Here is a 15,922-nt window from a genome sequence, read left to right on the forward strand (position 1 = left end):
TAATAGGAATTGTCGGGTTTTTGCCCAAAGTGCCCTATTTTTGTTGCCTGCATCAGGCCAGCACGAAATCACCCGCATCCAGCGGCTGTCCCACCACTTTCACCAGGAAATCGCTGCCGTCAAAGGCGCCGCCCAGGTTGATCGCCACGTCACTGACGTGATTTTGCGCATCGTAGCTCAGCGTCACCTCGCCCGCCTTGCCGCTGAACTGATCGACGAAGCGGATGCCGTCGGCGCTGCCGGTGTTGAACAGCGTCAGATCGATCTTGTCCTCGCCACGCACGAAGTCGCGGATCCAATCCGGCGCCGCCGCCGTTGACTCTTCCGCCGCGAAATAGACGAAGGTGTCCTTGCCGGCGCCTCCCCACAGCTGATCCGCCCCCTTACCGCCGTACAGCACGTCATCGCCCGCGCCGCCCTTGAGCACGTTATCGGCGGCGTTGCCCACCAGCACATCGTTACCCGACCCGCCGATGGCGTTTTCAATCGTTACGCCTGCAGCGATAGACACGTTGCCTTTCAGGCCGCCGACGTCCGAGAACGCCTTTTCATTCAGGTTGATGCGCTGATTCTGGCCAAAGCCGGAGAAATCGAAGGTGTCGTTGCCGCCGGCGTCCCAGGCGGTGAAGATTATTTTGTCCTGCGCGCCGGTGGCGGTGAGGAAGTCGCGATCGGTGTTGGAATTGAAACCGTAAACCGTATCGCCGGTGCGGGTGGTCATGTTGGCGCCGTAGAAATGCTGGATCGCCGTGATGTCATTGAGCAACGGCCCGGAAGAGTACGCGCCTTTAAAGTCCTGCCCGGTGTTGCTTTCGCTGAAATAGCTCATCAGGCTGTGCGCGCGGCTGTCCTCAAAGTAGGTCGCGTCTTTAGCGTAGGTGATGCTGACGCCCGGTGCGGCGTTATAGTCGCCCGGGTGCTGCAGCCCCAACGCATGGCCGATTTCATGGGTGAAGGTCTGGCGACCGTACTCGTTCTCATGGATCTGGTTGTTGACGAAGGTGTGGTTCTTGGCGTTATACCAGGTCTGCCCGGCGACCGAAGGCGAGGTGTCCGGGTTATACGCGAAGGCATAGGAGCCGCGCGAGCTGTAGTCGAACAGGCCGAATTTGATGTTGGCGGCGGCGGAGTTGCTGGTTTCGGTGAAGGTGATGTTAGCCACGTCTGACCATGACTGCAGCGACAGTTTAGCCTGCTCGCGCTGTTCGGCGTTAAAGCTGCTGAAGCCGCTGATGCCCATGCTCGACATGTTGCCCGGCGCCTTTTCCCAGAAGCTGTAGGTCAGAGAGACCGGCGTGTCGGTCACGCCCTTGTCGTGCCAACTGCGATCGCCGCGCACCAGCTCCAGGCCGGCGTTTTCGAACGTTTTCGACGGATGAAGCACGGTAATGGTGTCGTCTTCATCGGGTTTATAAGCGCCCAGCAGGGCTAATACGCCTTCGGCCTTAACGGAAGCATTGCTTGATGACATAACCTTATCTCCATATTCGTCAATTCAATCGGGGGGATGCCCCAACTGGCGGATTGCCTGAACGGCAGCGGCCCGGTGTTGAATCAATACGGGGATATCGGTAATGCGATGGCGCCTTCCCTCGGCACTCTGAATGAGAACGATAATCCCTTAAGAGAAAAGAATAGACACATTTTCACCGATTACAGAATTTTCTTAGATAAAGTACGGCTATGCATTTGCGCCACACGAATGATTTTCAAGGCAATAATCAGCACTATCACGATAAGCGAAAAAAAATGCATAAAAAAACCGGGGCAATCCAACCCCGGTTATCCATAAGATACTCTGGACTCAGACTAACCAACCAAGCAGCAGCGTCGCGCCGATGACCGTGGAAGCGCCGCCGATGCGCGTGGCGATTTGGGCGAACGGCATCAGCCCCATGCGGTTCGACGCCGACAGGATCGCCACGTCACCGGTGCCGCCCAGGCCACTGTGACAACAGGTGACAATCGCCGCTTCCACCGGAAACATCTTCAGGTAAGGCGCAATCAGGAAACTGACCAGCCCCATCGACAGCACTACCGAGCCGCAGACCACCACATAACCGACCGAGAACACCGCCACCACGCTTTCCAGCGGCACGTACAGCATGCCCAGACCGATCATCAGCGGCCACACCAGCGCGGTGGAGACGAACTTGTAGAAACTGTGCGCGCCGGTTTCCATCGAAGCCGGGATCACCCGGCAGTACTTGCACAGCACCGCGAACAGGATCATCAGCACCGGGCCGGGAATATGCACGATGTGTTCGAACAGGCCGCCGACGATAAAGAAGGCGCAGATCACCAGCAGCCCGCCGCCCATCAGTTGAAAATCGACGTTGCCGCCTTGCTCCTTGATGGCGAACATCGCGTTCTCCTGCGCCGAACGGATCAGCATGCCGTCGCCGCTCAGCGCCTTGCGCTGCATACCGATGCGCGCCAGCACCCCGGCGGTCACGATGGCGAAGATGTTGCCCAGCACCGCCGCCGGCGCCAGCTGCGCGACATAGACGTCCGGCGTCGAGCCCAGGATCGCCGAATAGGCCAGCGACAGCGGTAAAATCCCCTCGCCGATGCCGCCGCCGATGATCGGCACGATGATAAAGAAGAAGGTGTGATAGAAGGTAAAGCCGAACAGCTTGCCCACCAGCAGCCCAGTGATCACCGCCGTGATCGTGCCCACCACCAGCGGCACGAACATGCGAATCATCCCCTGGATCAGGATCACCCGGTTCATGCCGAGAATGCTGCCGACCACCAGACTGGCGATGACGAAATAGAGCAGGTTGGCGTCTTTCATCAGCAGATGGACGGTGCCCATGACGTTAGGCTGGAAGACATTGAAATAGACCAGCACCGACGGCACCATCAAACACAGAATGGCCGGCCCGCCGATATCGCGCAGCACGGGAATACTTTTTCCCAACTGCGCCAGCGCGAAGCCCAGCGTCATTATCACCGCCAGGCCGCCGATCATATTCTTCGGCAGGAAGTTGGCGTAGGCGGAAATCGCTACGATCGCGCAAATCGTGATAAACAAGGCGATCGGTACCGCGCCGATATCCATTTGACGAAGTTGATTAATTAACCCTGAGGATTCGGACGATGCCGTATTTTTATCACAGGCCAGTTCTGCATTTATCTGTTTCATTATTCACCCTGCTGACAAGCGTACAGTACGGTTAGATTCACCTGGCGCAAAAACTCTGCCATAGCCAAGCAAAAACAAATGATTACGAAAAATCCTATTGTGGATTTCGCTTTTTCTAATAAGAAATAAAACAGTAGACAGCCCTGACAATATGATAAAAAATAAAAATGCAAAACTAAATTACGCCGGCGAAATTCAATATTGTGACCCTCCGCCAAGGTTGGTTTTAATTAATTATCGTCAGCATTTTGTAATTAAAGTAAGCAGGCTTAAATTCGCTGCTATGCTATAGGAGGGCGAAAAAGCCCCCTGTTTTATTAATAAAGAACCGGAAACGCATTAGCTGAATCCGGTCAGCTTGATCCGAATCTCAATCCTGCGCGCGGCACCGCACGGGAAAGAGGCATAATATGACTCATAAGGAAGTAGAATATGTCTTCACGCGCTGTTACCCCACAAACCCTCGCTCGCTACGGCATCCATCAGGCCGCCGACATCGTCTATAACCCCAGTTATGAATTGCTGTTCGCCGAAGAGACCCGCGCCGACCTGCCGCCGCTGGAGCGCGGCACCCTCACCCAACTGGGCGCGGTCAACGTCGCGACCGGTGAATTTACCGGCCGTTCGCCGAAGGACAAATACATCGTGCGCGACGACACCACGCGCGATACCGTCTGGTGGTCGGACAACGGCACCGGCAAGAACGACAACCAGCCGCTCTCGCCGGAAGTCTGGCAGCATCTAAAGACGCTGGTGGGCAATCAGCTCTCCGGCAAGCGTCTGTTCGTGGTGGACGCGTTCTGCGGCGCCAACGCCGACACGCGTCTGAAAGTGCGCTTCATCACCGAGGTGGCCTGGCAGGCGCACTTCGTGAAAAACATGTTTATCCGCCCGAGCGACGAAGAGCTGGCTGACTTCGAGCCGGACTTCGTGGTGATGAACGGCGCCAAATGCACCAATCCGGACTGGCAGCAGCAAGGGCTGCACTCAGAAAACTTCGTCGCTTTCAACCTGACCGAGCGCATGCAGCTGATCGGCGGCACCTGGTATGGCGGCGAAATGAAGAAAGGCCTGTTCTCGATCATGAACTATCTGCTGCCGCTGCAGGGCATCGCGTCGATGCACTGCTCGGCCAACGTCGGCGAGCAAGGTGACGTGGCGGTATTCTTCGGCCTGTCCGGCACCGGCAAAACCACCCTCTCCACCGATCCTAAGCGTCAGCTGATCGGCGATGACGAGCACGGCTGGGATGACGACGGCGTGTTCAACTTCGAAGGCGGCTGCTACGCCAAAACCATCAAGCTGTCGCCGCAGGCGGAGCCGGAAATCTATCAGGCGATCCGCCGCGATGCGCTGCTCGAAAACGTCACCGTGCTGGCCGACGGCAGCATCGACTTCGACGACGCCAGCAAAACCGAGAACACCCGCGTCTCTTACCCGATTTATCACATCGAGAACATCGTCAAGCCGGTGTCCAAAGCCGGCCACGCGCGCAAAATCATCTTCCTGACCGCCGACGCCTTCGGCGTGCTGCCGCCGGTATCGCGCCTGACGCCGGAGCAGACCCAATACCACTTCCTGTCCGGCTTCACCGCCAAGCTGGCCGGCACCGAACGCGGCATCACCGCGCCGACGCCGACCTTCTCCGCCTGCTTCGGCGCCGCGTTCCTGACGCTGCACCCGACGCAGTACGCCGAAGTGCTGGTGAAACGCATGGAGGCCGCCGGCGCCCAGGCTTACCTGGTGAACACCGGCTGGAACGGCAGCGGCAAGCGTATCTCGATCAAAGATACGCGCGGCATCATCGACGCCATCTTGAATGGCGACATTGAGCAGGCCGAGACCTTCACGCTGCCGATCTTCGGGCTGAACGTGCCGACCGCACTGCCGGGCGTCGATCCGTCGATCCTCGATCCGCGCAAAACCTACGCCGACGAATCGCTGTGGCAGGAGAAGGCGCAGGATCTGGCGCAGCGCTTTATCGACAACTTCGCCAAATATACCGTCACCCCGGCGGGCGAAAAGTTGGTGAAGGCCGGGCCGAAGCTGTAAAAAGTCGGGGCGCCGCAGCGCCCCTGCACTCAAGGGCCGATCCGTCGGCCCTTTCTCACATCGCCGACGGCACGAAAACCCCACGAAAACGCATGTTGCCGGAGGCAAGCCGCTCATAAGCTTCCCTGGCTTGATCGAGCGTGAAAGTCTCGACAATCGGTTTCACTTTGCCTTTCGCCGCCAGGTTCAGCACCTCACTCAGGTAGCGCTGCCCACCGTGGGTCGATCCGATCACCCGCTGACGCATCATATGGAACGGCACACCTTCGGAAGAGATCGCGAACGGTTTACTGAAGTCCAGCCCGCACAGCACCACGCGGCCATCGACCCGCAAGCCGCTCATCGCCTCCTGCGCGGAGTCGAAGTCATTGGTGGTCACCAGCAGAATGTCCGCGCCGCCGTTCTCCCGCAGCGCCTGGCCGGAGGCGACGATGCGATCGGCGCCCAGTTGCTTCGCCAGCGCGTGCTTGTCCGGCGAGTGGGTGATGGCAACGGTATCGAAACCGCAGGCTTTCGACAGTTGCAACGCGACGTGCCCCAGCCCGCCAATGCCTAACACCGCCACCGTCTCATGCGGCAGCGGCGCCGCGTCGCGCAGGCCGCTCCAGGTGGTATACCCCGCACACATCATCGGCGCGGCGTCGATGTAAGACAGCCCGTCCGGCAGCAACACCGTGCCTTCAGCGGCGATGGCGATATACTCGGCGTGGCCGCCCTGGGCGGCAAAACCGGTGGTGCGCGGCGCCGGGCAGTTCATCGCCGTTTGCCCGGTTAGCGGCCGATTCTCACGGCAGTACGGGCAGCGGCCGCAGGCCGATTGCACCCAGGTGGTGCCGACGCGATCGCCAATCTGCCGCGTATGCACGCCGGCCCCTACCTCAACCACTTCCCCCACCACTTCATGGCCGGGCGTTTGCGGGTAGATATCGCCGCCATATCCTTGCGTCGCCCATACGTCGGTATAACACATGCCCGAGGCGTGCACTTTGACCAGAACCTGGCCCGGCTCTGTGCGGGGCATCGGCACCTGTCTGATTTCCCAGGGCCGGTTGGCGCCGGTCATAACTACCGCTTTCATCTTCTTATCCATCATCAACTCCTCGCAGCAGGGTGGCACCCGGCGGTTGCCCGGCGTCTCCTCATGAGCGTAAGGCAGGCTCCACGCCGCAACAATGCAGGCGAACCTCACTGTGGAGATGAAGGCGGCTCACTAATTGGCGTAGCCAAAAGCAGAACGCGAACGCATCAGGACTGCGCCGCGCGCAGATACTCGATCAACGCCTTCAGCGCGCCCGACACGTGGCGATGGCCGGAGTAATAGAGGCACAGCCCCGGATAAGCCGGACACCACGCGTCCAGCGCGCGCTCAAGGCGCCCGTCGTGCAGCGCTTCCAGCGCCAAATGTTCAGGAACGAAAGCGATGCCGATACCGTCGATGGCGGCGTCCACCATCAGAGGCTGATCGGTCAGCGTCAGCGAGCCGGTAACGCCGATCGACTCGCTCACGCCATCACGTTCGAATTCCCAGCGGTAAATCGTGCCGCTGTCGAAGCGAAAGCGGATGCAGTTATGACGCAGCAAATCCTGCGGCGTCGCCGGGCGCCCATGGACGGCGAAATAGCCGGGCGCGGCGATGGCGGCGAAACGCACGGGCGGGCTGACGCGCATCGCGATCATGTCCTGCGGTACGGCTTCCGCCAGCCGAATGCCGGCATCAAACCCCTCGGCGACGATATCGCTCAACTTGCCGTCGCAGACGATATCCAGGTGGATATGGGGGTACTCGCGCAGGAAATCAGCCAGCAACGGACGCAATACCAGCCTGACTGCCCCTTCGCTGGCGTTGATGCGCACGGTGCCGCTCGGCGTGGCGCGCCATTCATCCACTTCGTGCAGCGCCTGCGAAATAGACGACAGCGCCGGGCGCAGCTGCGCCGCCAAACGCTCACCCGCTTCGGTCGGCGCCACGCTGCGCGTGGTGCGGTTGAACAGCCTCACCCCAAGCCGCTGTTCCAGGTTTTTTATCGAGTGGCTGACCGCCGACGGCGTCACCTCCAGCTCCACCGCCGCCGCGTGAAAGCTGCGATGGGTGGCGACGGCCAGAAAAACGGTCAAGGCGAACAGATCGCCCTGTTTGAACGGGTAAGCAGCATTCATGGGGGCATCGCAAAATAGTGACATAAATTGAACAATTAACATGCCACAGATGAATGCGGCTCACAATGCGGCGCAATCCGCGTTTTCGCCGCGCAGCAACCCCGGCATCACCAGCGCCACCGCCGCCGCGATGCGTTCGTCGATCGCGCTGCCCGGCGGCAGCAGCCCCAACGTCATCTGGCGCAGCGGTTCGGCGATGGTCATCGCCAGCAGCAGATCGCTGGTTTGCGCCCAGTCGCGCGCAAGCAACCAGCCGTATTGCTGCTGGCGCCGCAGCCAATCCGCCACCGTCGCTCGCCCGCGCTGAATGCCGTTGCGCTGGTAGCTGTCCAGCAGCGCCTCACGCCCCGGGAAATCGCTTTGCAGCAGCCGAAACATCCCCACCGCTTCGGCACTCAATACCTGCTGCGCCACCGCCTTCAGCCCTTTTTCCAACAGCGGCGCCACCGCCTCACCCCCCCCGGCATCCTGGGCGAAGGCCGGCTGAAACGCCTCGGTCCAGCCGCTCACCGCCTGCGCCACCAGTTCGTCGCGATTGGCGGCAAAGCGATACAGGGTTTTTTTAGCTACCCCGGCGCGTTTCGCCACCGCATCCACCGTTGCCGCGGCGTATCCGCCGTCGAGCAGCAGCGCCAGCGTCGCCTGCGTCAGCGCGGCGCGCAGCGCCGTTTCCGGCGTGGCAGGCCGGCCGCGAGCGCGCAGCGGTTCTTCATTCAGGTTCGCCATAATTGTTCCTCACAAGCGTTGACAGACTCAGCATAACGGCATAGCTTTATTTTGGAAACGAATATCGTTTCCAAAATAAAACAGGAACCCATTATGACACATCCTTCCCTGCTGGCGCCCTGGGGCGTCAACGATATCAACGAGTTGCTCAGGCCCGAGCCGCTGCGGCTGGAAATGGGGCTGAGCCGCAGCGCCGACGGCCTGCTCACCGTAGCGGTTCGAACCGATCTGCGCGGTTGTAAAGGGCGCATGCTGGACTGGTGGTTCACCTTCTTCGAGAACACCCAGCACATCAACTGGTGGCACCCGCACGATCACGTCGAACATCGCGGCTGGGATCGCCACTGGAAAAAAGGGGAAAGCTACGTCGGCGCCAGCATCGAAGCGGTCGAATGGCTGGCGGAGCTGCCGCCGGTTGCGGCGCGCCTCAAGTTTCACGCCGCCGAGGACTTCTTCGCGCCGCAGCCGCTGCGCCAGGCGCGCGACGCGCAGGCAATCTCCGCCGCCGTTTGCGCGCGCGTCGGCTTCGGCGATCAGGTGGCGTTGGATGACAACGGCGATCCCTGTGACGGCGAGATGCTGCATCTGGTACGTGATACGCCCTATGGATGCGTGCTGCGCAGCCGCTTCCTGCTGGGTAAAGCCTGCGCCAACGCCCACGACGAACTGGCGGACGACATCGGGTTTAACCTGATGCGCCACTGCTACAACGAGTTCAGCTATCTGGCGCAGTTCCTGCCGTCGCTGTACTACGCCGAAAATGGCCGTGAGCCGGCGCCGTTGCTCTGGTAATCGCCCTGTGGAGGCCTGTTATTTTTTCGCGATATGGCTATAGTGATTTTCATCGTTTCCCCCGCGCTGATGACGGAGAAATCATGCAAAATCCACGCTATAGCGGCGGCTGCCTGTGCGGGCATATTCGCTTTCAGGCACACGGCCTGCCAGGCAACCCGCACAGCTGTTCCTGCGATTTTTGCCGCCGCCACTCCGGCGCGCCAACGCTGTGTTGGGTCGAATTCCCGCGTCAGGCCGTCGAGTGGAACGGCCCTGGCGGCATGCCCGCGCTGTACCGCTCCTCCCTCTACTCCAGCCGCGCCTTTTGCCCGCGCTGCGGCAGCACGCTGGGAGCGGTAGACGACGAACCGACGGTGGCGCTGGCCACCGGCAGCTTCGACCACGCCGATCTGCCGGAGCTGAGCCCGGTATCGCACGCTTTCGCCGATGTGTGCCCCGGATGGTGGCGCATCGAGGGCATGCGCTGAGCGCCTCACAGTTCCCGCTGAAATCAATTGATTGTTTTGTCGTATAAATTTAGAACAGATGAACAATAATTCAAAAGTATGGGAACGGGGATGAATCAACAGACTCTCGACGCGCGCCGCTCGCGTCAGGCGTTGCTGGCCGGCTCGGTCGGCAACTTTATCGAATGGTATGAGTTCGGCGTATACGGGTTCCTGGCCACCGTTATCGCCGCCAATTTTTTCACCCTGCAGGGTGAAAATGAAATCACCAGCCTGATCCTCACCTACGCCGCCTTTGCGCTGGCGTTTTTCTGCCGACCGATCGGCGCGGTGATCTTCGGCCGCATCGGCGATCGCATCGGCCGCCGGCCGACGCTGATTGCGGTTCTGCTGCTGATGACGCTGGCCACCGCGCTGATCGGCGTCATGCCGACCTACGCTTCGATCGGCGTCGCCGCCCCGCTGCTGCTGACGCTGCTGCGCATGTTTCAGGGGTTGTTCGCCGGCGGCGAATTCGGCGGCGCGGTATCGCTGATGACCGAGTTTGCTCCCAAGGGCAAGCGCGGGCTGTTCGGCGCCTGGCAATCGCTGACCGTCGCGCTCGGCCTGCTGGCCGGCGCCGGACTGGTGGCGCTGCTGGCCGCGCTGCTCAGCGCACAGCAGCTGCATGACTGGGGCTGGCGTATTCCCTTCCTGCTGGCGCTGCCGATGGGCGCCGTGGCGCTGTGGCTGCGGCTCAAGCTCGAGGAAACGCCCACGTTCACCCAGGCGCAGCAACGTGCGGAACACGCCGCCCCACCGCCGGAAGCGAAGCTGGGCGGCGTGGTGAAAACCATTCTGATCGGCATCGGCCGCATGATGGGTTGGTCGGCCGCCGGTTATACCTTCCTGGTGGTGATGCCTTCCTATTTGCAAACCTCGCTGCACGCCACCTTCCAACAGGCGCTGGTGGCGACGGTGCTGGCCAACGTCGGTTTCGCCCTGACCATTCTGCCGGCGGGCATCATCAGCGACAGGCTGGGACGAAAAACGGTGATGCTGACGGCGGTGGCGGCGGTGATCCTGTTCACCTTTCCGCTGCTGCACCTGTTGCAGGATGCGCAGAGTTCACTGTGGGTCAAAGGGCTGGCGGTGCTGATCGCCGGCGCCGTAGTCGGCCTACTGGCCGGTCCCGGCCCGGCGATGCTGGCGGAGATGTTCCCGACCCGGGTGCGTTATACCGGTTTGGGGCTGGCTTACTCACTTTCCAATGCGGTGTTTTCCGGCTCGGCCGGGTTGATTATCACCGGCCTCATCAAACAGACCGGCAATATCGATATTCCCGCCTACTACGTGGTCGCCACGTCGGTGGTCAGCCTGTTTGCGCTGATGACGCTGCGCCGTGACGATCACCTGCGTTCGCTGAACGAACGTTAATCTCGCTACAGGGGGCGACACCGCCCCCTCAGCGCGCCGCGGCGCGGCGTTCGGCGCTGAAGCCGCGCTTTGCACTGCCCCAGGCAATGCTCCACCCCACCAGCAACAGGACAAAAGCCATCCACGGTATGGCGTTAGCGCCGACGTTTGCCAGCAGAATTCCGCCCAACGCGCCGCTGACGGCAAAAGCCAGATTAAAGAAAGTGACCAGCAGCGACTGGGCGAGATCGGCATGCTCACCCGCTGCATCCGCCAGTGATGTCTGCAACAGCGTTGGCGCACCGCCGAAACTCAATCCCCATGCCGCCATGCCAACGTAAACCGCCCCGGCGGGCAAACCGTTCACGCCAAACGCCAGCGCCACCAACGCGAAGGCCGCCAGGCTGAACAGCACCAGCGCACGCAGCCAGCGATCCACCCATAAGCCGGTCAGCGCAATGCCCGCAACGGCGGCGATGCCGAACGCCAACAGCGCCAAATCCACCCTGGCCGCCAGGCCGCGCGCGGCAAGATAGGGCGCAAGATAGGTATACAGCGTGTAATGAGCCAGGATCCAACACGCCAATACGGCAAGGATCGGCCGCACGCCGGGAAGACAGAAAACCTCGCGCAAACGCGCATTGCCTGGCGTTCGGCGACCGTAAAATTCGGGCAGCGTCAGCCGGATCCACACTAGCAGCAACGCGCTCAAGCTCGCCAGCACGGCAAAAATCCAGCGCCAATCCAACAGTTCGCCAAGCCAGGCGCTCATCGGTACGCCCAAGGCCAACGCCAGCGGGATCCCCAGCATGGCGATCGCCATCGCCCGTCCTTGCAGTGAGACGATGGCCAGGCGGCGCGCGTAACCCGCGAGCAGACTCCACGTCACCCCGGTAGCGATGCCGACCAAAAAGCGCGCCCCCAGCGTCACGCCAAAACAGGGTGACAACGCCGTCACCGCGTTGCAGATCAAAAAGATGCCGATCGCCAACAGCAGCAGTCGGCGACGCGGCCACCCGCCCAGCGCCAACGTCAGCGGGATCGCCGCCGCCCCGGCGCCCAGCGCGCACAACGTCACCATTTGCCCCGCCCACGCCTCGCTGATGCTCATGCCTCGGGCTATCTGCGGCAGCATGCCGGCCGGCACAGTCTCATTAGCGGTCGCGATGAAGCTGCTCATCGTCAGCGCCAGCAATGCTTTCAGCGGCGGCAGCGCGCCATGCGCATTATCGCTATCGGTGGAAACAGAGTGAACATTCATTACCAACAACTCCCATGGTCAATTGCAGAGTCATCAGCGTCTCACCTTGCATACGGATTGATAATTGGCCTACCATTTGAATTATTTTCAAATCCAGATTGATAAAAATGGCAACGGACAGACTGGGCGACATGCGTTTATTTGCCGAAGCGGCGGCATCGGGCAGCCTTTCTGCCGCCGGCCGCAAACTTGGCCTTTCCCCCGCCGCCGCCAGCGCGCGGTTGTTCAAGCTGGAAGCGGCGCTGCACAGTAAACTCTTCGATCGCACCACTCGCCGCCTGCGTCTCACTGAAGAAGGGCGCATTTATCTGCAACACTGCACCCTCGCGTTGCAGGCGATTGCCGACGGCGAGGCGGCTCTGCAGGCCAGCCAAAGCGGCGTGTGCGGTAAACTTCGCCTCTCGGCCTCCGCCGATTTCGGGCGCAACCTTCTCAATCAGTGGATTGAAGAATTTTGCGCCGAACACCCCCGGCTGCAGATCGCGCTGACACTGTCGGACTCCCTATCCAACCTGCTGCAGGACGATCTGGATATCGCCATTCGTTTCGGCGCGCCGCGCGAAGAAACGCTCATCGCGCGGCGCCTGGCCGCCAGCCGACGCGTGCTGTGCGCCTCTCCGGCGTATCTGGCGCAATATGGCGAGCCGCGCACGCCGGCCGATCTCACCGGCCATCGTTTTATCGTACTGGTGACCGCAGCCGGCCCGCTGAATACGTTCCATTTCTCCCTGGACGGCCAGGCCTGGAGCCACACGGTGCCGCTGGAGAGCGCCTGGGAGACCAATGACGGCGCACTGGCGCGCCAGTGGGCTTTAGCGGGGCACGGCATCGCGCGTAAAACCATCTGGGATGCGGCGGACGATATCCGCAGCGGGCGTCTGAAAGTCATTCTTCCCGACTTCACCCCGCATGAAGCCGGGATCTACGCCGTGTTTCGCCGCTCGCCCTATCAGCCGCCGCGCGTGCGCCTGCTGTTGGATTTCTTGATCGCCCGCTTTGCGGCCGCCAGCCAATCACCGCCGTTTCATGTCCCCCCGCAGGATGAGTAACCACGCTCGTTAATCCGCGTCTCTGCGTGAGAAACATCACAAATCAATAATGTTAACGTTAACTTTTGTGATTAACATCGCATGTGTGATATCGGACAGCTTCATCCCTTCGCGAGTTAACGTTAACAATAAAGCTGATTTCACTCACCGGGACCTTATCCATGAACCGCGAAACGAAAAAATATTACATGCTGCTCAGCGGCCTGCTGTTCTTCTTTTTCTTCACCTGGTCTTCCAGCTTTTCACTGATCTCACTCTGGCTGAATCAGAAGATCGGCCTGAAAGGCGCCGAGACCGGCCTGATCTTCTCCGCTATCTCGCTGGTGGCGCTGTGCGCACAGCCGCTGTACGGTTTTATTCAGGACAAACTTGGGCTGCGCAAGCACCTGCTGCAGTTTCTCGGCGTGATGCTGCTGCTGACCGGCCCGTTCTTTATCTACGTTTACGCCCCGCTGCTGGCGAGCAGCCTGCCTCTGGGTGCGTTGGTCGGCGGGTTGTTCATCGGCGCCACCTTCTTCGCCGGCATCGGCGCGCTGGAATCTTATACCGAGCGCGTCAGCCGCATCAGCGGTTTCGAATTCGGCCGCGCCCGCATGTGGGGCTCGCTCGGCTGGGCCAGCGCCACCTTTCTGGCCGGTTTTATCTTCAATATCGATCCGAACATCAATTTCTGGCTGGCCTCCGCCGCCGCCGTGGTATTCCTGGTGCTGCTCAGCCAGGTGCGCGAGCTGAAGCCGAACGCCATGGCCGGCCTGGCGTTTGGCAAACCGGAGAACCTGCGGCTGCAGGACGCGCTGGCGCTGCTGCGCATGCCGGGATTCTGGGCGTTGGTGGTGTTTGTGCTCGGCATCAGCGTATACAACGTTTTCGATCAGCAATTTTCGGTCTACTTCGCCTCACAGTTCGCGTCACGCGAACAGGGCAACGAGATGTACGGTTTTCTCAACTCGCTGCAGGTCTTCCTCGAAGCCGGCGGTATGTTTCTGGCTCCGCTGTTGGTGAACCGCATCGGCGCCAAGCAGGGGCTGTTGCTGGCGGGCAGCGTGATGGCGCTGCGCATGTTCGGCTCCGGCTTGGTCAGCGGCGCCTTGATGATCTCCGCCATGAAACTGCTGCACGCCGTAGAGCTGCCGATCCTGCTGATCGCTATCTTCAAATACATCGCCAGCCGCTTCGACAGCCGCCTCTCCTCCACGCTGTACCTGGTGGGGTTTCAGTTCACCACCCAGGTGATGGCCAGCTTCCTGTCGCCGCTGGCGGGCTACGGTTATGACCGCATCGGCTTTGCCGACACCTATCTGCTGATGGGCTGCGCGGTCGCCGCCACGACGCTTGTTTCCTGTTTCCTGCTGCGCGGCGAACGTTCCGCCACGGCAGCGCCCTTTCCATCCGCCATTAAATCAAGTGAGTCTGTCCAATGAACACTGCCTTAGCTCAAGCCGACCATGCGGTCGAGGCCCTGCGCGCAGAGCGCCGAGATGATTACTACCCGCAGTTCCATCTCGCGCCGCCCGCCGGCTGGATCAACGATCCCAACGGTCTGATATGTATTGACGGCGTCTATCATGCCTTCTTCCAGCATCACCCCTACAGCGAACACTGGGGGCCCATGCACTGGGGGCACGCGACCAGCCGCGATCTGATCCGCTGGCAGCACCAGCCCATCGCCCTGGCACCCGATGCGCCCTATGACCAAGATGGTTGCTTTTCCGGCTGCGCCGTGGATAACAACGGCGTGCTGACGCTGATTTATACCGGCCACGTGTGGCTGGGCGAGCCCGGCGACGACAGCCAGGTGCGGGAAGTGCAATGTCTGGCCACCAGCGAAGATGGCATACGCTTCGTCAAGCACGGGCCGGTGCTGGCCCCGCCGGACGGCGTTCAGCATTTCCGCGATCCGAAAGTCTGGCGCGAGAACGGCGAATGGTGGCTGGTGGTCGGCGCTAAAGAAAACGGCCTGGGCCAGGTACGCCTGTACCGTTCTGCAGACCTGCGCGCCTGGCGCTTCGATCGGGTGCTGGCCGGCGCGCAAACGGCGCATCAAGGGTATATGTGGGAATGCCCGGATTTCTTCCCGCTGGGGGAACAACACCTGCTGCTGTTCTCGCCGCAGGGCCTGGCGGCACAGGGCTACCGCTACCGCAATCGCTTCCAGAGCGGCTATCTGCTCGGCCACTGGCGACCTGACAGCGACTTCAGGGTGACCCAACCCTTCTGCGAGCTGGATGCCGGCCACGATTTCTATGCGCCGCAGACCTTCACCGCCGCCGACGGCCGTCGGCTGCTGTTTGCCTGGATGGATATGTGGGAATCACCGATGCCCAGCAAAGCGCACCGTTGGGCCGGCGCCCTCACCCTGCCGCGTGAGCTGACGCTGGCCGCCGACGGCAGCGTTCGCATGAACCCGGCGCGTGAACTGGCGGCGCTGCGCCGAGAATCGCACTCGTTTTTGGCGCAGACGCTGACCAATCAGCATTTGCCGCTGGCGAACGATGTGCAGGAACTCACTCTGACATTGCGACCGGCCGACAACGACGCCGAGCGTTACGGGCTGGCCATTGGGAGTGCGGCGCGGCTGTTCGTCGATAATCAGGCGCACCGACTGGTACTGGAACGTTTTCATGAAAACCCCGCCCTGAACACCTGCCGCAGCGTGCCGCTGCCGGAGGGTGACATCCTGTCGCTGCGGATCTTTATCGACCGTTCATCGCTGGAGATTTTCATTAATCAGGGATTGGCCTGCCTGACCAGCCGCATTTATCCGACGGAGGGGGATCGCCGCCTCAGCCTGTTTGCCGAGGGCGGACGGGCAGAGTTCGAGCCCATCACAGGATGGCGGCTGGCTAGCATCTGGGGGTAGTGGGAATGAGCACCGGGCGCGCAGCGACGCACC

The 15,922-nt window shown here is 61.2% G+C and carries 13 protein-coding genes; 7 read left to right on the forward strand and 6 right to left on the reverse strand.

Annotation, left to right across the window (positions count from 1 at the left end; all coding sequences use genetic code 11):
• Positions 1–52 precede the first annotated feature (52 nt).
• Both ACMGF7_RS21560 and ACMGF7_RS21565 read right to left on the reverse strand, forming a co-directional pair.
• Positions 53–1,471 (reverse strand): serralysin family metalloprotease, encoded by a 1,419-nt coding sequence (locus ACMGF7_RS21560; protein WP_197763776.1) that lies wholly within the window; start codon positions 1,469–1,471, stop codon positions 53–55.
• Between the two features lie 333 nt (positions 1,472–1,804).
• Positions 1,805–3,148: a 2-hydroxycarboxylate transporter family protein gene (locus tag ACMGF7_RS21565; protein WP_015377657.1), complete on the reverse strand. Its 1,344-nt coding sequence runs from the start codon at positions 3,146–3,148 to the stop codon at positions 1,805–1,807.
• 432 nt (positions 3,149–3,580) lie between these two features.
• On the opposite strand from ACMGF7_RS21565, the gene pckA reads away from it, so the two are divergent.
• Entirely contained in the window at positions 3,581–5,200 is a 1,620-nt protein-coding gene (gene pckA / locus ACMGF7_RS21570) for a phosphoenolpyruvate carboxykinase (ATP) (RefSeq protein WP_082997701.1), read from the forward strand.
• 55 nt (positions 5,201–5,255) lie between these two features.
• Here pckA and ACMGF7_RS21575 read toward each other — a convergent pair whose 3' ends face one another.
• The 3 genes from ACMGF7_RS21575 to ACMGF7_RS21585 form a co-directional block, all read right to left on the reverse strand.
• On the reverse strand, positions 5,256–6,278 hold the full coding sequence (locus ACMGF7_RS21575; RefSeq protein WP_152903389.1) for an alcohol dehydrogenase catalytic domain-containing protein: 1,023 nt from the start codon (positions 6,276–6,278) through the stop codon (positions 5,256–5,258).
• Between the two features lie 167 nt (positions 6,279–6,445).
• Positions 6,446–7,357, reverse strand: coding sequence for a LysR family transcriptional regulator (locus ACMGF7_RS21580; RefSeq protein WP_004941330.1), 912 nt, complete (start codon positions 7,355–7,357; stop codon positions 6,446–6,448).
• Between the two features lie 60 nt (positions 7,358–7,417).
• A complete protein-coding gene (locus ACMGF7_RS21585; RefSeq protein ID WP_273874741.1) occupies positions 7,418–8,083 on the reverse strand; it encodes a TetR/AcrR family transcriptional regulator in 666 nt (221 codons plus the stop codon).
• 93 nt (positions 8,084–8,176) lie between these two features.
• On the opposite strand from ACMGF7_RS21585, the gene ACMGF7_RS21590 reads away from it, so the two are divergent.
• The 3 genes from ACMGF7_RS21590 to ACMGF7_RS21600 all read left to right on the forward strand — a co-directional run bounded on the left by ACMGF7_RS21590 (position 8,177) and on the right by ACMGF7_RS21600 (position 10,740).
• Positions 8,177–8,875: a DAPG hydrolase family protein gene (locus tag ACMGF7_RS21590; protein ID WP_273874740.1), complete on the forward strand. Its 699-nt coding sequence runs from the start codon at positions 8,177–8,179 to the stop codon at positions 8,873–8,875.
• A gap of 83 nt (positions 8,876–8,958) precedes the next feature.
• The gene (locus ACMGF7_RS21595) at positions 8,959–9,345 is read left to right on the forward strand and encodes a GFA family protein (RefSeq protein ID WP_049239804.1); all 387 of its coding nucleotides are present in this window, start codon (positions 8,959–8,961) and stop codon (positions 9,343–9,345) included.
• A 90-nt stretch (positions 9,346–9,435) separates the two neighbouring features.
• A complete protein-coding gene (locus tag ACMGF7_RS21600; RefSeq protein ID WP_049186031.1) occupies positions 9,436–10,740 on the forward strand; it encodes an MFS transporter in 1,305 nt (434 codons plus the stop codon).
• 28 nt (positions 10,741–10,768) lie between these two features.
• Here the strand turns inward: ACMGF7_RS21600 and ACMGF7_RS21605 are convergent, their stop codons facing one another.
• The gene (locus ACMGF7_RS21605) at positions 10,769–11,980 is read right to left on the reverse strand and encodes an MFS transporter (RefSeq protein WP_049239803.1); all 1,212 of its coding nucleotides are present in this window, start codon (positions 11,978–11,980) and stop codon (positions 10,769–10,771) included.
• A gap of 107 nt (positions 11,981–12,087) precedes the next feature.
• Between ACMGF7_RS21605 and ACMGF7_RS21610 the strand changes: the two genes are divergently transcribed.
• The 3 genes from ACMGF7_RS21610 (at position 12,088) to ACMGF7_RS21620 (ending at position 15,889) form a co-directional block, all read left to right on the forward strand.
• On the forward strand, positions 12,088–13,029 hold the full coding sequence (locus tag ACMGF7_RS21610; protein ID WP_033645932.1) for a LysR family transcriptional regulator: 942 nt from the start codon (positions 12,088–12,090) through the stop codon (positions 13,027–13,029).
• A gap of 161 nt (positions 13,030–13,190) precedes the next feature.
• A complete protein-coding gene (locus ACMGF7_RS21615) occupies positions 13,191–14,450 on the forward strand; it encodes an MFS transporter (RefSeq protein WP_049239802.1) in 1,260 nt (419 codons plus the stop codon).
• Complete coding sequence (locus ACMGF7_RS21620) at positions 14,447–15,889, forward strand: glycoside hydrolase family 32 protein (protein WP_049239801.1); 1,443 nt, start codon at positions 14,447–14,449, stop codon at positions 15,887–15,889. Before ACMGF7_RS21615 ends, ACMGF7_RS21620 begins: the two co-directional genes overlap by 4 nt.
• The last annotated feature ends 33 nt before the right edge of the window (positions 15,890–15,922 follow it).

It is taken from the genome of Serratia sp. BNK-17 (assembly GCF_048684935.1).
GTDB lineage: Bacteria > Pseudomonadota > Gammaproteobacteria > Enterobacterales > Enterobacteriaceae > Serratia > Serratia nematodiphila.

What these genes read in the sequence shown, in the direction of transcription:
- ACMGF7_RS21595 (WP_049239804.1), top strand. Translation starts at nt 8,959, where the DNA reads ATGCAAAATCCACGCTATAGCGGCGGCTGCCTGTGCGGGCATATTCGC.
- ACMGF7_RS21615 (WP_049239802.1), top strand. Translation starts at nt 13,191, where the DNA reads ATGAACCGCGAAACGAAAAAATATTACATGCTGCTCAGCGGCCTGCTG.
- ACMGF7_RS21575 (WP_152903389.1), bottom strand. Translation starts at nt 6,278, where the DNA reads ATGAAAGCGGTAGTTATGACCGGCGCCAACCGGCCCTGGGAAATCAGA.
- ACMGF7_RS21580 (WP_004941330.1), bottom strand. Translation starts at nt 7,357, where the DNA reads ATGAATGCTGCTTACCCGTTCAAACAGGGCGATCTGTTCGCCTTGACC.
- ACMGF7_RS21605 (WP_049239803.1), bottom strand. Translation starts at nt 11,980, where the DNA reads ATGAATGTTCACTCTGTTTCCACCGATAGCGATAATGCGCATGGCGCG.
- ACMGF7_RS21590 (WP_273874740.1), top strand. Translation starts at nt 8,177, where the DNA reads ATGACACATCCTTCCCTGCTGGCGCCCTGGGGCGTCAACGATATCAAC.
- pckA (WP_082997701.1), top strand. Translation starts at nt 3,581, where the DNA reads ATGTCTTCACGCGCTGTTACCCCACAAACCCTCGCTCGCTACGGCATC.
- ACMGF7_RS21585 (WP_273874741.1), bottom strand. Translation starts at nt 8,083, where the DNA reads ATGGCGAACCTGAATGAAGAACCGCTGCGCGCTCGCGGCCGGCCTGCC.
- ACMGF7_RS21610 (WP_033645932.1), top strand. Translation starts at nt 12,088, where the DNA reads ATGGCAACGGACAGACTGGGCGACATGCGTTTATTTGCCGAAGCGGCG.
- ACMGF7_RS21565 (WP_015377657.1), bottom strand. Translation starts at nt 3,148, where the DNA reads ATGAAACAGATAAATGCAGAACTGGCCTGTGATAAAAATACGGCATCG.
- ACMGF7_RS21600 (WP_049186031.1), top strand. Translation starts at nt 9,436, where the DNA reads ATGAATCAACAGACTCTCGACGCGCGCCGCTCGCGTCAGGCGTTGCTG.
- ACMGF7_RS21620 (WP_049239801.1), top strand. Translation starts at nt 14,447, where the DNA reads ATGAACACTGCCTTAGCTCAAGCCGACCATGCGGTCGAGGCCCTGCGC.
- ACMGF7_RS21560 (WP_197763776.1), bottom strand. Translation starts at nt 1,471, where the DNA reads ATGTCATCAAGCAATGCTTCCGTTAAGGCCGAAGGCGTATTAGCCCTG.